The sequence below is a fragment of the Streptomyces sp. NPDC006691 genome (assembly GCF_042869955.1).
GTDB lineage: Bacteria > Actinomycetota > Actinomycetes > Streptomycetales > Streptomycetaceae > Streptomyces.
In genome coordinates, this window is sequence record NZ_JBIAGW010000010.1 from 108,529 (window position 1) to 123,325 (window position 14,797).

Genomic DNA, 14,797 nt, shown 5'->3' on the forward strand with positions numbered 1-14,797 from the left:
GACCTAGGTCCCTGGGCCGAGGCGGATCCGGCCGCGGTGCACTGGTGTGAAGGGGCCGTCGTTCTCGGCCCGTTCTCAGTTTGCGTTCAGGAAAGGTAGGGGGCAAAGACGGAAAGAACGGCCAACCCCCCATCATCTGCTGTGACTTGAGTCACAGAGGGCACTATTTGTTGACCCTGTGTACCGGCTAGACAGCTCGCTGTGATTCAGTGGCTGGACAGTGCACGAAGGAATGCCGATCTGAAGCCAGGAGTTGCTGTCGAGGTCTCGGGGAGAGCGAGCAATGGAGACCGAGTCGGAGCCCTACGTCCGTCTTGCGACCCTGCGGCAGCTGCACCAGGTGGTCGGGGAGCTCAACACGGCCCGCAGCCTCGCGGACACGCTGCAGACCGTTGCGGACGGCGTCATCGCCGGGCTCGGCTACGAGCTGGCCTGTGTCAACCTCGTACGCCCCGACGGTGACCTGGTCGTCGCCGCCTTCGCGGGCAACGCCGCGGCCGAAGCCCTGATCACCGGGCGGGTCGGCTCGCGCCCCTCCTGGGAGCGCCGCCTGTCGATGGGCGAGGACTGGGACGGCCTGCGCTTCATCCCGCACACCGAGGGCTGGGTGCTCCTGGAGGACGACGTACCGCAGTGGTACACCGAGGGCCCCGACCCCCGGTTCGAGGACGAGTGGCACCCGCAGGACCGCCTCTACGCCCCGATGTACTCCGCGGGCGGCACCCAGGAACTCCTCGGCGTCATCTCCGTCGACAAGCCCCGCAACGGCCGCAAGCCCGGCGCCTGGGGGCGGGAAGCCCTCCAGATGTACGCCTCGCAGGCCGCGATTGCGATCAGCAACGCCCGGCTGCGCGCAAACATGCAGCGCGCCCTGGTCCGCCTGGAGCGGGAGCAGCAGGCGCTGCGCGCGAGCGAGGAAAGCTTCCGGCAGGCCTTCGAGTACGCGCCCTCGGGCATGGCCATCGCCGAGATGGGCGGCGACCAGCACGGGCGCCTGCTGCGCACCAACGACGCGCTGTGCCGGCTGCTCGGGCGGCCCGCCTCCGTCATGCGGCGCTACTCCTTCGCCGACCTCGTCCACCCCGAGGACATAGGGACGCTCCTGCGCACCTCCGCCGAGGGCGGCCGGGCCGAACTGCGGCTCGGGCGGCGCGACGGCACCTATGTGTGGGTGTCGCTGCGCAACTCGGTGGTCGCCGACACCGCCGACGGGCCGCGCTTCCTGCTCACCCACGTCGAGGACATCGAGGACCGCAAGCGGCACGAGCTCCAGCTCGCCCACCGCGCCTCGCACGACGCCCTCACCGGCCTGCCCAACAGCGCCGAGCTGCGCGCGCGGCTCTCCGCCCGGCTCTGCCCCCGGCCGCACTCGGTCGGCCCGGCGGCCGCAGCCGAGTCCCTGGACGCGGCCTACGGCCGGCCGCCGGGAGCGGCCGAGGCCGAGGTCCACGGGCACGCCTTCCGCGCCGACGGCTTCGACTTCGAGGCGGTGCCCGGCGGCGGACCGTACGACCACCACGTCCACACCGTGGCCCCCGACAGCGAGATCGACGACGGCGCGAAGGGGCTCGCGGTGCTCTTCTGCGACCTCGACGGCTTCAAGTCGATCAACGACAGGTTCGGCCACCACACCGGCGACGCCGTCCTGATCGAGGTCGCCCGGCGCCTCACCACCGGCGTCCGCGACGGCGACACCGTCGCCCGGCTCGGGGGTGACGAATTCGTCGTCCTCGCCGACGGGCTCGGCGCGGCGGACGCCGCCGACCTGGCGGTTCGGCTCCGCAACGCGATCATTCCGCCCATCCGGGTCGACGGCCGGGCGGTCCGCGTCGGGGCCAGCTTCGGCATCGGCTGGGCCAGCTGCGGGATGTCCGTCGAGGAGGTCCTGCGCTCCGCGGACCAGCGGATGTACATCGAGAAGCGCTCCCGCTCCAAGGTCCACCGCCGCGCGGGCTGACCGCGGCCCGGCCCGGACGGTGTGTGCTCGGGGCCAGATCGGGCAGTGGTCCGTTCGGGGTAGGCTCGGCCGGTCGGCGACGGCTGGCGGACAGTGAGGAGTGACCCCGGATGACGACGCCCGGCAACAACGGCGCGAACACCCCCGAGGACGACGATCCGTTCGGCTACCTCTATGAGGACGGGCAGGCGCAGGGCGCCAACCCGCCTCGCAACGGTGGCGGTTACGGCTACCCGGGTCCGACGGTGGGGCAGCAGCAGCCCGGAGTCCCCAGGACGTCGTACAACCAGGTGCGCACGGTCGGTGAGCGCAAGTACGGCGGCCAGATCCCGCAGCAGCAGTACCAGGGACCCCCGCAGTATCAGGGCCCGCCGCAGCAGGGGGCCGCGCAGCAGTACGGGCAGCCGACCGCGCAGTACGCGGCGCCCGAGAACTACGCCGGCGGCCCGCCCCGGCAGGGCCCGCCCCCGCAGCAGAACGGCGGTGGCGGCCGGGGCCCCAACACCAAGGGCCTGCTGATCGGAGCGGTCGCCGTGGTCGCGGCCGTCGTCATCGGCATCGCGGTGGCGCTGGCCAGCAACGGCGGCGACAAGGACAAGAAGGACAACACCGCCAATCCGGGCAATTCGGCGTCCGGTCAGACCTCGCCCACGCCGAGCGGCGACCCGTCGTCCACGCCCTCCGGCTCGACGGAGCTGCCCAAGGGCGACGCGGCGACGCTCACGCTCGGCGGCTCCGCGCAGGTCGGCACCAACGTGCCGGGCGCCAAGGGCACGGGCGGCGCGTTCGTCGGCAACTTCAACAACGTGGGCGCCTCGGTCACCTGGAAGGCCAAGGTGCCCAAGGCCGGCTCGTACCGGCTGAACCTGCGCTTCGGCGTGCCCGGTACGGACGCGAACGCGACGATAACGCTCAACGGCAAGGCCGAGTCGCGCCCGATCAACATGAAGAACTACGCGCACGCCGCGGCCGGTGACTGGGCCAAGGGCTGGGCGACCACGTACGCGAACGTGACGCTCGCCAAGGGCGACAACGAGATCAAGCTGTCCTGCGAGCAGGGCAACCAGTGCAACGCCAACCTCGATCAGCTCTGGCTGACGGCCGACTGACGGATCGTCAGCTCTGCTGGAACGCTCGGCTCAGGACGCGTGCTCGCTCACGCGCACCGAGCCGAGCGTTTTCTCGTATGTCGCGCGATCGAAATCGCCCGCCGTGGGCGCCGCCACGGTCGCCGCCGACAGGGCCACCGCGCGCGTCAGGCGCCCGGGCCAGTCCAGGCCCTCGACCAGACCCGACAGCAGACCGGCCACCGCCGAATCGCCGGCGCCCGTCGGATTGCCGCGCACCACGGCCGGCGGCGCCGCCTGCCACAGGCCGTCGGGGGAGACGGCGAGCAGTCCATCGGCGCCGAGCGAGGCGACCACCGTGTGCGCCCCGCGCCTGCGCGCGTCCCGCGCCGCCCGCAGCGGCTCGCGCGAACCGGTCAGCTGCGCCAGCTCGTCGGCGTTGGGCTTGACCAGATCGGGCCGGGCCGCGATCCCGCGCCGCAGCGCCTCGCCGCTGGTGTCCAGGAGCACCGGAACCTTCGCGCCGCGGGCCTGGCGCACCAGCTGTGCGTACGCCCCCACCGGCAGACCCGGCGGCAGACTCCCGCACAGCGCCACCGCGTCCGCGCCCTCCAGCAGCCTTCCGTACGTGACGAGGAAGGCCTCCCACTCGGCGGGCGAGACGAGCGGTCCGGGCTCGTTGAGCTGGGTGGTGTCGCCGGTCGCCGCGTCCACCACGGCGATGGTCCGCCGGGTGGCGCCCCCGATGGAGACGAGCTCGTCGACGGGCGCGTCCTTGGCGAGGAGCGCGCGCAGCACCTCGCCGCTCGGGCCGCCCACGAATCCCGTGACGACCGCCTCGTGCCCGAGCGCGGCGAGCACCCGGGCGACGTTGAGGCCCTTGCCGCCGGGGCGCTCCGTGACCTCGTCCACGCGATGGCTCGCGTGCGGTACGAGGGCGGGGACGCGGTAGGTGATGTCCAGTGCGGTGTTCAGCGTGACGGTCAGAATCACCCGGTGATCATGTCAAACGGACGGCGGCAGGCCCAGCCCCCGGACCGGCCGCCGTGCGAAAGACGTGCGGCCGGGGCTCAGCCGAGCTCGGGCTCGACGACCCAACTGCCCTTGTGCAGCACGCCCTTGACGCTGAACTCGGCGTCCAGGACCACCAGGTCGGCGTCCTTGCCGGGCTCCAGCGAGCCGACCTTGCCGTCGAGGCCGAGCAGCCGGGCCGGGTTCGCCGACAGCGCCCGTACGGTGTCCTCGACCGAGATGCCGTCGACCGTCACCGAGCGCTTGAACGCGCGGTCCAGGGTGAGCGTGGAGCCCGCGATCGAGCCGCCTTCCACGAGCCGGGCCACGCCCTCCCTGACCTCGACCTCCAGCGGGCCCAGGTGGTAGAGGCCGTCGCCGAACCCGGCCGCGTCCATCGCGTCGGTGATGAACGCGACGCGGCCCGCGCCCTTGTGGTGGAAGGCGAGCTCCAGGGCCGCGGGGTGCAGGTGCGTGCCGTCGTTGATGAGCTCGACGGTGATCCGGTCGTCCTCCAGGAGCGCCGCGATCGGACCGGGCTCGCGGTGGCCGAGCGGGGGCATCGCGTTGAAGAGGTGGGTGGCCACGGTGGCGCCCGCGTCGATCGCCTCGACGGTCTGCTCGTACGAGGCGTCGGTGTGGCCGATCGCGGCGATGACGCCGTGCTCGGCGAGCAGCCGCACCGAGTCCAGGCCGCCGGGCAGCTCGGTGGCGAGCGTGAACATCTTGGCGGTGCCGCGCGCGGCGTCCATCAGCTTGCGGACCTCGGCCGGGTCCGGGTGGCGCAGCAGGCTCTCGCTGTGCGCGCCCTTGCGGCAGGGCGAGATGAACGGGCCCTCGAAGTGGATGCCGGCCAGATCGCCCTGCTCGACCAGCTCGGAGAGCAGCCCGGCGCGCTGCGCGAGCACGTCCATCTCGCCGGTCACCGTGGAGGCGACGACGGTGGTCGAGCCGTGCAGGCGGTGGGTGTGGACGCCCTTGAGGACGTCCTCGACCGTGCCGTTGGTGAAGGAGGCGCCGCCGCCGCCGTGATTGTGCATGTCGACGAAGCCGGGAACGATCCAGTGGCCCGACAGGTCGAGCGAGGCCGCATCGGCCGGGGCGGCTCCGGCGATCACGGTGCCGTCGACGATCACGCGTCCGTTCTCGACGACCCCGGTCGGGAGGACGACACGGGCGCCGGAGAGAACTTTCGATGCGGCCATCAGGCGGTTACCTCACTGGAGTCGGAGTCGGCACTGGGGTTGGGGTCGGCACTGGGATCGGAGTCGGGGGCCGGGTCGGCGCTCGGTCCGCCGGTGCCGGCGGTCTTGGCGTTCTCAACGGTCCTGGCGGCAGTGGCGGGTCGGGTGGCTTCCGCCACCAGGTCCCAGGCGAGCAGGCCCGCGCCCAGGCACCCGGCGGTGTCCCCGAGGGCCGCGGGGACGATCTCGGGCAGCTTCTGGAACGTCACCCGCTCCTCCACCGCGGCCCGGAGCGGTACGAACAAGGTTTCCCCGGCTTCGGCCAGTCCGCCACCGATGATCAGCACCCGGGGGTCGAGCAGGGTGAGCGCGGTGACCAGACCGTCGGCGAGCGCCTCGATCGCGTCGCGCCACACGGCGATCGCGCGGGGGTCGCCCGACTCGACGGCCTTGGCGCAGTCGGCGGCGTCCGCGGCCGGGTCGCCGCTGGCCTCGGCCCAGGCCAGCGACACCGCGGAGGCCGAGGCGAGGCGCTCAAGACAGCCCCGCTGGCCGCACGGGCAGGCGACGCCGCCGGGGCGTACGACGATGTGGCCGATCTCCCCGGCGAAGCCGTGCGCGCCCGGCTCGACCCGGCCGTCGATGCCGATGGCGCCCGCGATCCCGGTGCCGAGCGGCACGAACAGGAAGCGGTCCGCGCCCCGGCCCGCGCCGACGCGGCCCTCGGCCAGACCGCCGGTGCGCACGTCGTGGCCGAGCGCGACCGGTACCCCGTGCAGCCGCTCGCTGAGCAGCCGCCGCATCGGTACGTCCTGCCAGCCCAGGTTCGCGGAGTACGCGGCGATCCCGTTCTCGGCGTCGACGATGCCGGGCACGGCCACACCGGCCGCCACCGCGCTCTCGCCCAGGTGCTCCTCGCCGTACGCCCGCAGATCCTCGGCGAAGGCGAGGATCGACTCGACCACGGCTTCGGCCCCGCGCTCCCTGCCGGTGGGCCTGCGCGCCTCGTGCAGCAGCCTGGGGGGGCTGGGGGCAGTGTCCCCGGACAGCGCGGTGTCCGCCCCGACCAGGGCGGCTTTCATCCCGGTGCCGCCCACATCCAGGGCGATGACGTGTCTCACGGAGGACAGTCTCGCGCCAACACCCACTAAAGGTCTAGTCCACTCGCCGGAAGAAAGAGAAAGCGCTTTCTGCGCTGAAAGTTTCCCAATGTACTCTTGCTCCGGGCGTTGCGGAAGCGATATGCGACTGGTGTAGACCTCATTCCCCCGTATGAGGGAAAATCGCAGCTCAATACAGGACGTCACGGGGGACCGGCTGGATCCGCCAGGATCACAACGAGGGTGGGATAGCGCGTGCGCAGGCGCTTCTTGGGCTTGACCGCGGCGGTTGCCGCATTCGGTATGACGGCAGTGCTCTCGGGATGTGGCGGGCAGAGCGGGTCCGGTGACGTCACCCTCAAGCTGGTGGCCGCCGACTACGACATAGCCGGCGGCAACACCACGAAGACGTACTGGCACGACGTGGTGGCCGACTTCGAGAAGAAGAACCCGAACATCAAGGTCGACGTCCAGGTCTTCTCCTGGGACGTGGTCGACGCCAAGGTCGCCGAGATGGTGAAGGCGGGCAACGCCCCCGACATCGCGCAGATCGGCGCGTACTCCGACTACGCGGCGAGCGGCAAGCTCTACAGCGTCGACCAGCTGCTCTCGATCCCCGTCGAGGCCAACTTCCTCTCCCCGCTCGCGGACGCGGGCAACGTCAAGCGCGTTCAGTACGGCATGCCGTTCGTGGCCTCCACCCGGCTGCTCTTCTACAACCAGACGCTCTTCGACCAGGCCCACATCAAGGCGCCCACCACCTGGGCCGAGATCGCGTCCGACGCCAAGGCGCTCAAGGCCAAGGGGGTGAAGACCCCCTTCGCGCTGCCGCTCGGCAGCGAGGAGGCACAGGCCGAGACAATGATGTGGATGCTCAGCGGCAACGGCGGCTACACCAACACCGTCGACGGCTACGACATCGACTCGCCCGAGAACATCCAGACCTTCGACTGGCTGAAGACCAACCTGGTCGAGCCCGAACTGACCGGGCCGGTCGCCCCCGCCAAGCTGAACCGGCAGGCCGCGTTCGACGCGTTCGCGAAGGGGGAGGTCGGCATGCTGAACGGCCACCCCTCGCTGATGGAGCAGGCGAAGAAGAAGGGCATCAAGTTCGGCATGGTCCCGCTGCCCGGCCCCAACGGCCAGGCCAAGGCGGCGATGGGTGTCGCCGACTGGATCATGGGCTTCAAGCAGGGCGGGCACCGGGCGCAGATCGGCAAGTTCCTGGACTTCACGTTCTCCGACGACAACGTGCTCAGGTTCGCCGACCAGTACGACCTGCTGCCGTCCACGGTGTCGGCGTCCTCGGCGATGGCGGCGGACGCCAAGCACAAGGAGCTGAAGCCGTTCCTGGCCGCACTGCCGACGTCCGAGCTGCCGCCGGTCGGCAAGACGTCGTGGCCGAAGGTGAGCGAGACGGTGAAGAAGAAGATCGGTACGGCTGTGGCGCCCGGGGGGTCGCCGAAGGCGGTTCTGCAGGACATCGCGAAGGTGGCGCTGGACGCGGAGAACGCCGAATAGCCCTGGCTTCCTCGGGGCCCCCGGCCCCGAACCCCGGGGGGTTTTCCCACCCGCCCGCCCGTGGCTCGGGGTCGGTTGGGTTCCGGCTCCCTGGGGCTGCGCCCCAGACCCCGGGGGTTTGCCCACCCGCCCGCCCGTGCGGCGGGTTGGGTGAGCTGAGCCCTGGGGCTGCGCCCCAGACCCCTGCGGGGGCTCCGCCCCCTGCACCCCCGTTCGCGCCTGGACGGCGCTCGTCCTCAATCTCCCCCAAGGCCTTAAGGGCCAGGGGGACCCCCATGACGGGCTGTAGGTGCCCCAGCACCGGTACGGCCAGGGGCGCGGGGAACTGCGCGAGAAGCGACCGTGGTCCGCAGCCGACAGGGGCCTTTAGGGGCGCGGGGAACTGCGCGAACAACCACCCACGGTGCGAGGACGTAAACGGGTTTAGGGGCGCGGGGAACTGCGCGACCAGCCCCGCACGGCCTGCGGACGAAGCACGAAGGACGCAGACGAGGCCGCGCCTCCGGGGTCCGGGGCGGAGCCCCAGCCACGTCCGCCTCCGGGGTCCGGGGCGGAGCCCCAGCCACGTCCGCCTCCGGGGTCCGGGGCGGAGCCCCAGCCACGTCCGCCTCCGGGGTCCGGGGCAGAGCCCCAGTCACCCGCGCCTCCGGGGCCCGGGGCGGCTACCGTGGGCGGCATGGCAGACGACGACCTGGACGCCCGCGCCCGCGCCGTCCTCCGGATGGAAGCGCAGGCCTGGTCCACACCCGGCGCCAAGGAACGGGCCATCCGCGAGGAGCTCGGGGTGTCGCCCACCCGCTACTACCAGCTCCTCAACGCCCTCCTCGACGACACCCGCGCCCTGTCCCACGACCCGGTCACGGTCAACCGCCTCCGCCGGATCCGCGACGAACAACGCGGGCGGCGCTGACCAGAGCCGAGCCGGACGGGCCGGCGCCGGGCCCCACGCCCCGTTGCGCCACACGTGCCCCCGTCCGCCACCGGCCGGCTCCCCGATAGGGTCACCCGCATGGGAAGCCAACCGGAACCCCTGCCGACCCCCGCCACCCCGTCCGGCCGTGACGGCCTCGCGGCGATCCTCGCGCGGCCCGAGAAGGCCGTCGTGGCCATCGACTTCGACGGCACGCTCGCAGAGATCGTCGCCGACCCCGAGCTGGCCCGGGCCCACCCCGACGCCGTACCCGCGCTCGCCGCGCTCGCCCCGCACGTGGCCTCCGTGGCCGTGATCACCGGCCGCCCGGCCGGTGTGGCCGTCCGCTACGGGGGCTTCGCCGGCGTACCCGGCCTGGAGCACCTGGTGGTCCTGGGCCACTACGGCGCCGAGCGCTGGGACGCGGTCACCGGCACCGTCCACACCCCCGCGCCCCACCCCGGCGTCGCCGCCGCCCGCGCGGAACTCCCCGGGTTCCTGGAATCGCACGGGGCCTGGCGCGGCACGTGGGTGGAGGAGAAGGGCCAGGCCGTGGCCGTCCACACCCGCCGGGCCGCCGACCCCCAGGCCGCCTTCGAAGCCCTGCGCGACCCTCTCGCACAGCTGGCCGCCCGGCACGGCCTGGTCCTCGAACCCGGCCGCATGGTCCTTGAGTTGAGGCCCCCCGGCATGGACAAGGGGGTGGCGCTCGCGGCGTACCTGCGCGAGGTGGGCGCCGAGTCCGTCCTGTACGCGGGCGACGACCTCGGCGACCTCCCCGCCTTCGCCGCCGTCGAGAAGCTCCGTTCGGACGGCACCCCGGGGCTGCTGGTGGCGGCGGACACGGTGATCCCCGAACTGGCCGAGCGGGCCGACCTCTCCCTGAACGGGCCCGCAGCGGTAACGGCGTTCCTGACAGCCCTTGCCCAGCACCTGTAGCCCTGGCCCAGCACCTGTAGCCCGCCGCGCGCCCTCCGGGGTCGAGGGCGGCGCCCAGGCAGGCCCTAGCCCCCCAGCGCCTCCAGCTGGTCCAGGAACCACCGCCGGGGCGGCAGCGCCGTGCCGGCCGCCGCCAACCGCTTCGTGCGCTCGGCCCGTTCCCCCTCCGGCAGGGACAGCGCCGCGTGCAGCGCCGACGCCGTCCCCGTCACGTCGTACGGGTTCACGACCAGCGCGTCGTCCCCCAGCTCCGCCCACGCCCCCGCCTCCCGCGAGAGCACGAGCGCACAGCCCGCGTCGGAGACCACCGGGACTTCCTTCGCGACGAGGTTCATGCCGTCGCGGACGGGATTCACGAGGGCGACGTCCGCGAGCCGGTACGCCGCGAGGGAGCGCGCGAAGTCGTCCTGGACGTGCAGCACGACCGGGGTCCAACCAGGCGTTCCGTAAAGGGAGTTGATCTCCTCGGCGACCCGGGCGACCTCAGCCGTGTAGTCCCGGTACACCGCGAGGTCCTGCCGCGAGGGGTACGCGAACGCGACGTGCACGACGCGCTCGCGCCACTCGGGGTGCGTGTCGAGCAGATGCCGGTAGGCGAGCAGCCCGCGCACGATGTTCTTGGACAGCTCGGTGCGGTCGACCCGCACGATCGTCTTGCGGCCCGCCCCGATCTGCTCGCGCAGGGCCGCCATCCGGTCCTCGACATCGGCCTCGTGCGACCGCTTCCGCAGGAAGTCGCCGTCCGCGCCGAGCGAGTGCACGGCGATCTCCGTCGTACGCTCCTGCCCACCGGACCCACCGGACCCACCGGACCCACCGGACCCACCGGACCCCCCGGCCGCCCCGTGCCGGAAGAAGCGGCGCCCCTGCGCGTCGGGCCCGGACACCTCGCCCGCCTCCGCGGGCAGCACGCCCGCCACCGAGTCCAGGAACGCCGACGCCCACCGCCGGGTGAGGAACCCGAGCCGGTCGGCCCCCAGCATCCCGCGCAGCAGCTGCTCGGCGATGTCGTCGGGCAGCATCCGGAAGTAGTCCACCGGCGCCCACGGCGTGTGCGAGAAGTGGCCGATGCGCAGGTCGGGCCGGAGCTCGCGGAGCATGCCCGGCACCAGCGCCAGGTGGTAGTCCTGCACCAGGACCCGCGCCCCGTCCGCCGCCTCGGCCGCCAGCGCCTCGGCGAAGGCCCGGTTGTACGCCTCGTACGACGCCCACTGCCGCCGGAACTCCGCGTCGAAGACCGGTTCCAGCGGGATCTGGTACAGCATGTGCTGGACGAACCACAGCACCGAGTTAGCGATGCCGTTGTACGCGTCGGCGAACACCTCGGGGTCGATGTCCAGCATCCGGACGCCCTGCTCGCCCACGCCCTGCCGTACGGCCGCGCGGTCGCCCTCGCCGAGCGCGGCACACACCCACACCGAGTCCACGTCGGAGCCGATCGCGCTGAGCCCGGAGACCAGCCCGCCCCCGCCCCGCTTGGATTCGAGGGACCCGTCGTCCTTCAGGGTGTACGAAACGGGGCCTCGGTTGGAGGCGACGAGGACCTGAGCCCGGGGAGTTTCCTGCGCGGTGACCATATTGCGGAACCTAGCCCGCCCCGCATTACCTCAAACACCCGTACGCCCACCCCCATGGGAAGGAACCGGCCACCCCCTCCGCCACCGGGCCCGCTCGTCCTCGGAGAGGGGCCGTGCGGAGGCGGGGGTGGCCGAGCGGAATGCCCGCCGGTAGGCGGACGGGGTGATGTCCAGGGCGGTGCGCATGTGCTGCCGCAGGTTGGCGCCGCTGCCCAGGCCGGCCCGGGCGGCGATGTCGTCGACGGGCAGTTCGGTCGACTCCAGCAGATGGCGGACGTGGGCCAGGCGGGCCGAGGCGAGCCACTCGGCCGGGGAGAGTCCCGTCTCCTGCCGGAAGCGCCTGGTGAAGGTCCGTACGCTCATGTGGCAGTGGGCCGCGAGGTCCTGGAGGGAAAGCCGCCGATCCAGGTGTTCCGTCATCAGCGTCCGCGCCCGGGCCGTCGAGGTGCCCGCGTCCTCCCGGACCGGGTGCTCGACGTACTGCGCCTGCCCTCCGTCCCTCATGGGCGCGACGACGTTGTACCGCGCCACCCGGTTCGCCACGGAACTGCCGTGGTCCTCCCTGACCAGGTGCAGGCACAGGTCGATGGCGGCCGCGCCGCCGGCCGACGTCAGGATCCCGCGATCGGCGATGTAGAGCGGGTCGGTGTCGAGGTCGACCGCGGGGAAGAGCCGCCTGAACTGCTGCGCGTAGCGCCAGTGGGTCGCGGCCCGGCGGTCCTCCAGCAGGCCGGCGGCCGCGAGCACGAACGAGCCGGTGCACAGGGACACCACCCGGGCACGGCGCCGGGCCGCACGGCGCAGCGCTTCGGCGACGGGGGCGGCCACCGTGCCGCCGTCCAGTACCTCCGGGCAGCGGGTGCCGGCGACGATCACCGTGTCGGCGTGCTCCAGCAGGGACAGGTCGCCCTGCGGTGTGACGCCGTACCCGTTCACCGTCGGTACGGGGGAGCCGTCCGGGGTGAGGGTGCGCACCTCGTAGGCCGCCGTGCCCGCGCGGGTCTCGACCGCGGCCAGCATCTGGGCCGGGATGCTCAGGTCGAAGGCCACCACCGGTGCGAGAGCCAGCACGGCCACAAGATGCGGAGTCGCCACAGTCATGGCCCGATAGTTGCACATAGTGACTCTCGGGCCACTTCTGGGCCGCTCGTGATCGGCAGAGACTGAGATCAGTTCCGCACATCAGGCCGGGCAGCACCCGGTCGAACACCCGGAAGGTGCTCATCCAGCCATGACCGTCCCCGCTGTGGATCCCGAGATCCAGACCCTGCTCGACACCGCCGACACCGGCGTCTTCCCCGTCCGTGGCCTGGACGCCGTCCTCGCCGACCCCCAGCGCTACGCCCTGCTGCGCGCACACCCCGACACCCCCGTCGACGACCGGGTCGAGGTGCGAGACCTGTACATCCCCGGCCCCGCAGGGCCACTGCGACTGCGTGTCTACCGCCCGGACACCACCGAGGACCTGCCGATGATCCTCTACATACACGGTGGTGCCTTCACCTACGGATCCCCCGAGGCCGAAGAGGGACGCTCCCTGCGCTACGCCCGCGACGCCCACGCCGTCGTCGTCTCCGTCGACTACCGCCTCGCCCCCGAACACCCCTACCCGGCCGCGGCCGACGACGCCTACGCCGCTCTGACCTGGATCGCCGACAACCCGGCCGAACTCGGCGCGGACCCCACACGCATCGCGCTGGCCGGCGGCAGCGCCGGCGGGAACATCGCCGCCTCCACCGTGCTCCGCGCCCGCGACCAGGCGGGTCCGCACCTGCTCTTCCAGTCCCTGACCTACCCCAGCGTGGACGGCGGTCTCACCACCGCCTCGGCACGGGAGTTCACCGATACCCCGGTCTTCGACCGGGCCGCGCTGGAACGGGCCGTGCGGTACTACGCGAAGGACGGCCACGCCGACCCGTACGCCTTCCCGATCCGCGCCACCGATCTCAGCGGCCTGCCGCCCGCCTACATCGCCGTGGCCGAGATCGACCCGCTGCGCGACGAGGGCCGCGACTACGCCGCCCGCCTGTCCGCCGCCGGCGTCACCACCGAACTCGTCCAGGTCCCCGGCGCCGTCCACGGCTTCGACCTCCTCTTCCCCGGGGCCCGGATCAGCGAACGCAACCTCACCGACCAGGTACGCGCCCTGCGCGAGGCCCTCCACCCCCGAGAGTCCGCCGGGGCCGCGCGCTGACCCGGCCGAAGCCGCGGCCGCCCGGGCCGCGCGGCGGACCACGCCGCCCGGGCCGCGCGGTGGACCACGCCGCCTAGGCCGCGCGGTGGACCGCGTACTCCTCGATCTCCCGCATCGGCGGCCGCTCCTCGGTGTCCACCGCGTATGTCCGCGGTACGAAGCCGTGCTCGCCCCGCTCGAACTGGGTCAGCTCGGGCCGGACGAGATGGCCGCGCGACAGCCGCGACTGCGCGGTGCGGTAGATCGCGGCGGCCATCCGGCCGAGCGCCTGCCCGTCCTGGTGGCGGTGCTTGCGCACGCCCACGTCGACCTGGGCCAGCGCGTCCAGGCCCACCGTGTGCAGCGCGTCCACCAGCAGCGCGAGCTCCACGCCGTACCCGACGGGGAAGGGCAGCCGCTCAAGGAGCGAGCGCCGGGCCGCGTACTCGCCGCCCAACGGCTGGACGATTCCGGCCAGTTGGGGCCAGTGCAGATTGAGCAGCGGGCGCGCCACCAGCTCGGTGACCCGGCCGCCCTGGCCGGCCCCGGTCCCGAAGGGGCGGTCGTACATCGCCTTGACGAACGCCACGTCCGGGTCGGTCAGGAGCGGTCCGACGATGCCGGAGACGAACCCGGCGTCGAAGTCCTTCAGGTCGGCGTCGATGAAGCACACGATGTCGCCGCTGGTCACGAGCAGCGAGCGCCACAGCACCTCGCCCTTGCCGGGCAGCGCCGGGAGGCGGGGCAGGATCGCGTCGCGGTGCACGACCCGGGCGCCGGCCTTCGCCGCGACCTCGGCCGTACGGTCGGTGGAACCGGAGTCGACGACCACCAGCTCGTCGACCAGCGGCACGGCCTCCGTCATCAGCTCGCGCCGGATCGCGGCCACGATCTCACCGACCGTGCCCTCCTCGTCCAAGGCGGGCAGGACCACACTGACCGTGGTCCCCGTGCGGTGCTTCGCGGCCAGGATCCGCTCGATCGGTCGCTCGGCCGCGGCCCAGGAACGCCTGCTCAGCCAGCGTTCCACCTCTTCCAGCACGGCTCCTGGCCTCCTTGTGTGATCCATCTCGCGGTTCGGACGACTATCTCAACCGTCCAGGGCTTCGGTTACAGTCTTGAACAACGCGGATGACCGTCGCATGTCGGGGGTCGTCGTCACGCTGACAATCGAATACCGCTCATCCAGAGGGGCAGAGGGATACGGCCCGTTGAAGCCCCGGCAACCCTCCAGTCGGTTCTCGTCGATCGCGTCGGTCACGACACGGTCCGGACACGAGGCCACCGGCTAGGGAAGGTGCCAAATCCGTCTCATGGCGAAGTTCGTCATGAGGAAGATGAGGAGAAAGGGCCTCCCC

12 protein-coding genes and 1 riboswitch are annotated in these 14,797 nt (G+C 72.4%); of the genes, 6 read left to right on the top strand and 6 right to left on the bottom strand.

All coding sequences use genetic code 11. The features are described from left to right. The first annotated feature begins 283 nt into the window (after window positions 1-283). Window positions 284-1,957 (top strand): diguanylate cyclase CdgB, encoded by a 1,674-nt coding sequence (gene cdgB / locus ACFYNP_RS22460; RefSeq protein WP_388787545.1) that lies wholly within the window; start codon window positions 284-286, stop codon window positions 1,955-1,957. A gap of 110 nt (window positions 1,958-2,067) precedes the next feature. Then, window positions 2,068-3,066 (top strand): CBM35 domain-containing protein, encoded by a 999-nt coding sequence (locus ACFYNP_RS22465; protein WP_388787548.1) that lies wholly within the window; start codon window positions 2,068-2,070, stop codon window positions 3,064-3,066. A gap of 30 nt (window positions 3,067-3,096) precedes the next feature. Here the strand turns inward: ACFYNP_RS22465 and ACFYNP_RS22470 are convergent, their stop codons facing one another. The 3 genes from ACFYNP_RS22470 to ACFYNP_RS22480 all read right to left on the bottom strand — a co-directional run bounded on the left by ACFYNP_RS22470 (window position 3,097) and on the right by ACFYNP_RS22480 (window position 6,340). Further along, window positions 3,097-4,017, bottom strand: coding sequence for a 1-phosphofructokinase family hexose kinase (locus ACFYNP_RS22470; protein ID WP_388787551.1), 921 nt, complete (start codon window positions 4,015-4,017; stop codon window positions 3,097-3,099). 77 nt (window positions 4,018-4,094) lie between these two features. Further along, window positions 4,095-5,240, bottom strand: a complete 1,146-nt coding sequence (gene nagA, locus ACFYNP_RS22475) for an N-acetylglucosamine-6-phosphate deacetylase (protein WP_388787554.1) — start codon at window positions 5,238-5,240, stop codon at window positions 4,095-4,097. Next, on the bottom strand, window positions 5,240-6,340 hold the full coding sequence (locus tag ACFYNP_RS22480; RefSeq protein ID WP_388787557.1) for an ROK family protein: 1,101 nt from the start codon (window positions 6,338-6,340) through the stop codon (window positions 5,240-5,242). Before ACFYNP_RS22480 ends, nagA begins: the two co-directional genes overlap by 1 nt. A gap of 282 nt (window positions 6,341-6,622) precedes the next feature. Here ACFYNP_RS22480 and ACFYNP_RS22485 point away from each other — a divergent pair, with 282 nt between their 5' ends. The 3 genes from ACFYNP_RS22485 (at window position 6,623) to otsB (ending at window position 9,689) form a co-directional block, all read left to right on the top strand. After that, a complete protein-coding gene (locus ACFYNP_RS22485; RefSeq protein ID WP_388787560.1) occupies window positions 6,623-7,840 on the top strand; it encodes an extracellular solute-binding protein in 1,218 nt (405 codons plus the stop codon). A 676-nt stretch (window positions 7,841-8,516) separates the two neighbouring features. Beyond that, a complete protein-coding gene (locus tag ACFYNP_RS22490; protein WP_388407174.1) occupies window positions 8,517-8,750 on the top strand; it encodes a DUF3263 domain-containing protein in 234 nt (77 codons plus the stop codon). A 99-nt stretch (window positions 8,751-8,849) separates the two neighbouring features. Next, window positions 8,850-9,689 (top strand): trehalose-phosphatase, encoded by an 840-nt coding sequence (gene otsB, locus ACFYNP_RS22495; RefSeq protein ID WP_388787563.1) that lies wholly within the window; start codon window positions 8,850-8,852, stop codon window positions 9,687-9,689. A gap of 65 nt (window positions 9,690-9,754) precedes the next feature. On the opposite strand, the gene ACFYNP_RS22500 is transcribed toward otsB, so the two are convergent. Together ACFYNP_RS22500 and ACFYNP_RS22505 are read right to left on the bottom strand one after the other, a co-directional pair. After that, window positions 9,755-11,266 (bottom strand): trehalose-6-phosphate synthase, encoded by a 1,512-nt coding sequence (locus tag ACFYNP_RS22500; RefSeq protein WP_388787566.1) that lies wholly within the window; start codon window positions 11,264-11,266, stop codon window positions 9,755-9,757. A gap of 30 nt (window positions 11,267-11,296) precedes the next feature. Then, complete coding sequence (locus ACFYNP_RS22505; protein ID WP_388787569.1) at window positions 11,297-12,367, bottom strand: GlxA family transcriptional regulator; 1,071 nt, start codon at window positions 12,365-12,367, stop codon at window positions 11,297-11,299. Between the two features lie 130 nt (window positions 12,368-12,497). Between ACFYNP_RS22505 and ACFYNP_RS22510 the strand changes: the two genes are divergently transcribed. After that, the gene (locus tag ACFYNP_RS22510) at window positions 12,498-13,460 is read left to right on the top strand and encodes an alpha/beta hydrolase (protein WP_388407164.1); all 963 of its coding nucleotides are present in this window, start codon (window positions 12,498-12,500) and stop codon (window positions 13,458-13,460) included. Window positions 13,461-13,533: 73 nt separating this feature from the next. Here ACFYNP_RS22510 and ACFYNP_RS22515 read toward each other — a convergent pair whose 3' ends face one another. Further along, the gene (locus ACFYNP_RS22515; RefSeq protein ID WP_388787572.1) at window positions 13,534-14,481 is read right to left on the bottom strand and encodes a glucosyl-3-phosphoglycerate synthase; all 948 of its coding nucleotides are present in this window, start codon (window positions 14,479-14,481) and stop codon (window positions 13,534-13,536) included. 136 nt (window positions 14,482-14,617) lie between these two features. Further along, a riboswitch (SAM riboswitch) is annotated at window positions 14,618-14,783 on the top strand. Window positions 14,784-14,797: the final 14 nt, after the last annotated feature.

What these genes read in the sequence shown, in the direction of transcription:
- ACFYNP_RS22505 (WP_388787569.1), bottom strand. Translation starts at nt 12,367, where the DNA reads ATGACTGTGGCGACTCCGCATCTTGTGGCCGTGCTGGCTCTCGCACCG.
- ACFYNP_RS22500 (WP_388787566.1), bottom strand. Translation starts at nt 11,266, where the DNA reads ATGGTCACCGCGCAGGAAACTCCCCGGGCTCAGGTCCTCGTCGCCTCC.
- ACFYNP_RS22485 (WP_388787560.1), top strand. Translation starts at nt 6,623, where the DNA reads ATGACGGCAGTGCTCTCGGGATGTGGCGGGCAGAGCGGGTCCGGTGAC.
- otsB (WP_388787563.1), top strand. Translation starts at nt 8,850, where the DNA reads ATGGGAAGCCAACCGGAACCCCTGCCGACCCCCGCCACCCCGTCCGGC.
- cdgB (WP_388787545.1), top strand. Translation starts at nt 284, where the DNA reads ATGGAGACCGAGTCGGAGCCCTACGTCCGTCTTGCGACCCTGCGGCAG.
- ACFYNP_RS22510 (WP_388407164.1), top strand. Translation starts at nt 12,498, where the DNA reads ATGACCGTCCCCGCTGTGGATCCCGAGATCCAGACCCTGCTCGACACC.
- ACFYNP_RS22465 (WP_388787548.1), top strand. Translation starts at nt 2,068, where the DNA reads ATGACGACGCCCGGCAACAACGGCGCGAACACCCCCGAGGACGACGAT.
- ACFYNP_RS22490 (WP_388407174.1), top strand. Translation starts at nt 8,517, where the DNA reads ATGGCAGACGACGACCTGGACGCCCGCGCCCGCGCCGTCCTCCGGATG.
- nagA (WP_388787554.1), bottom strand. Translation starts at nt 5,240, where the DNA reads ATGGCCGCATCGAAAGTTCTCTCCGGCGCCCGTGTCGTCCTCCCGACC.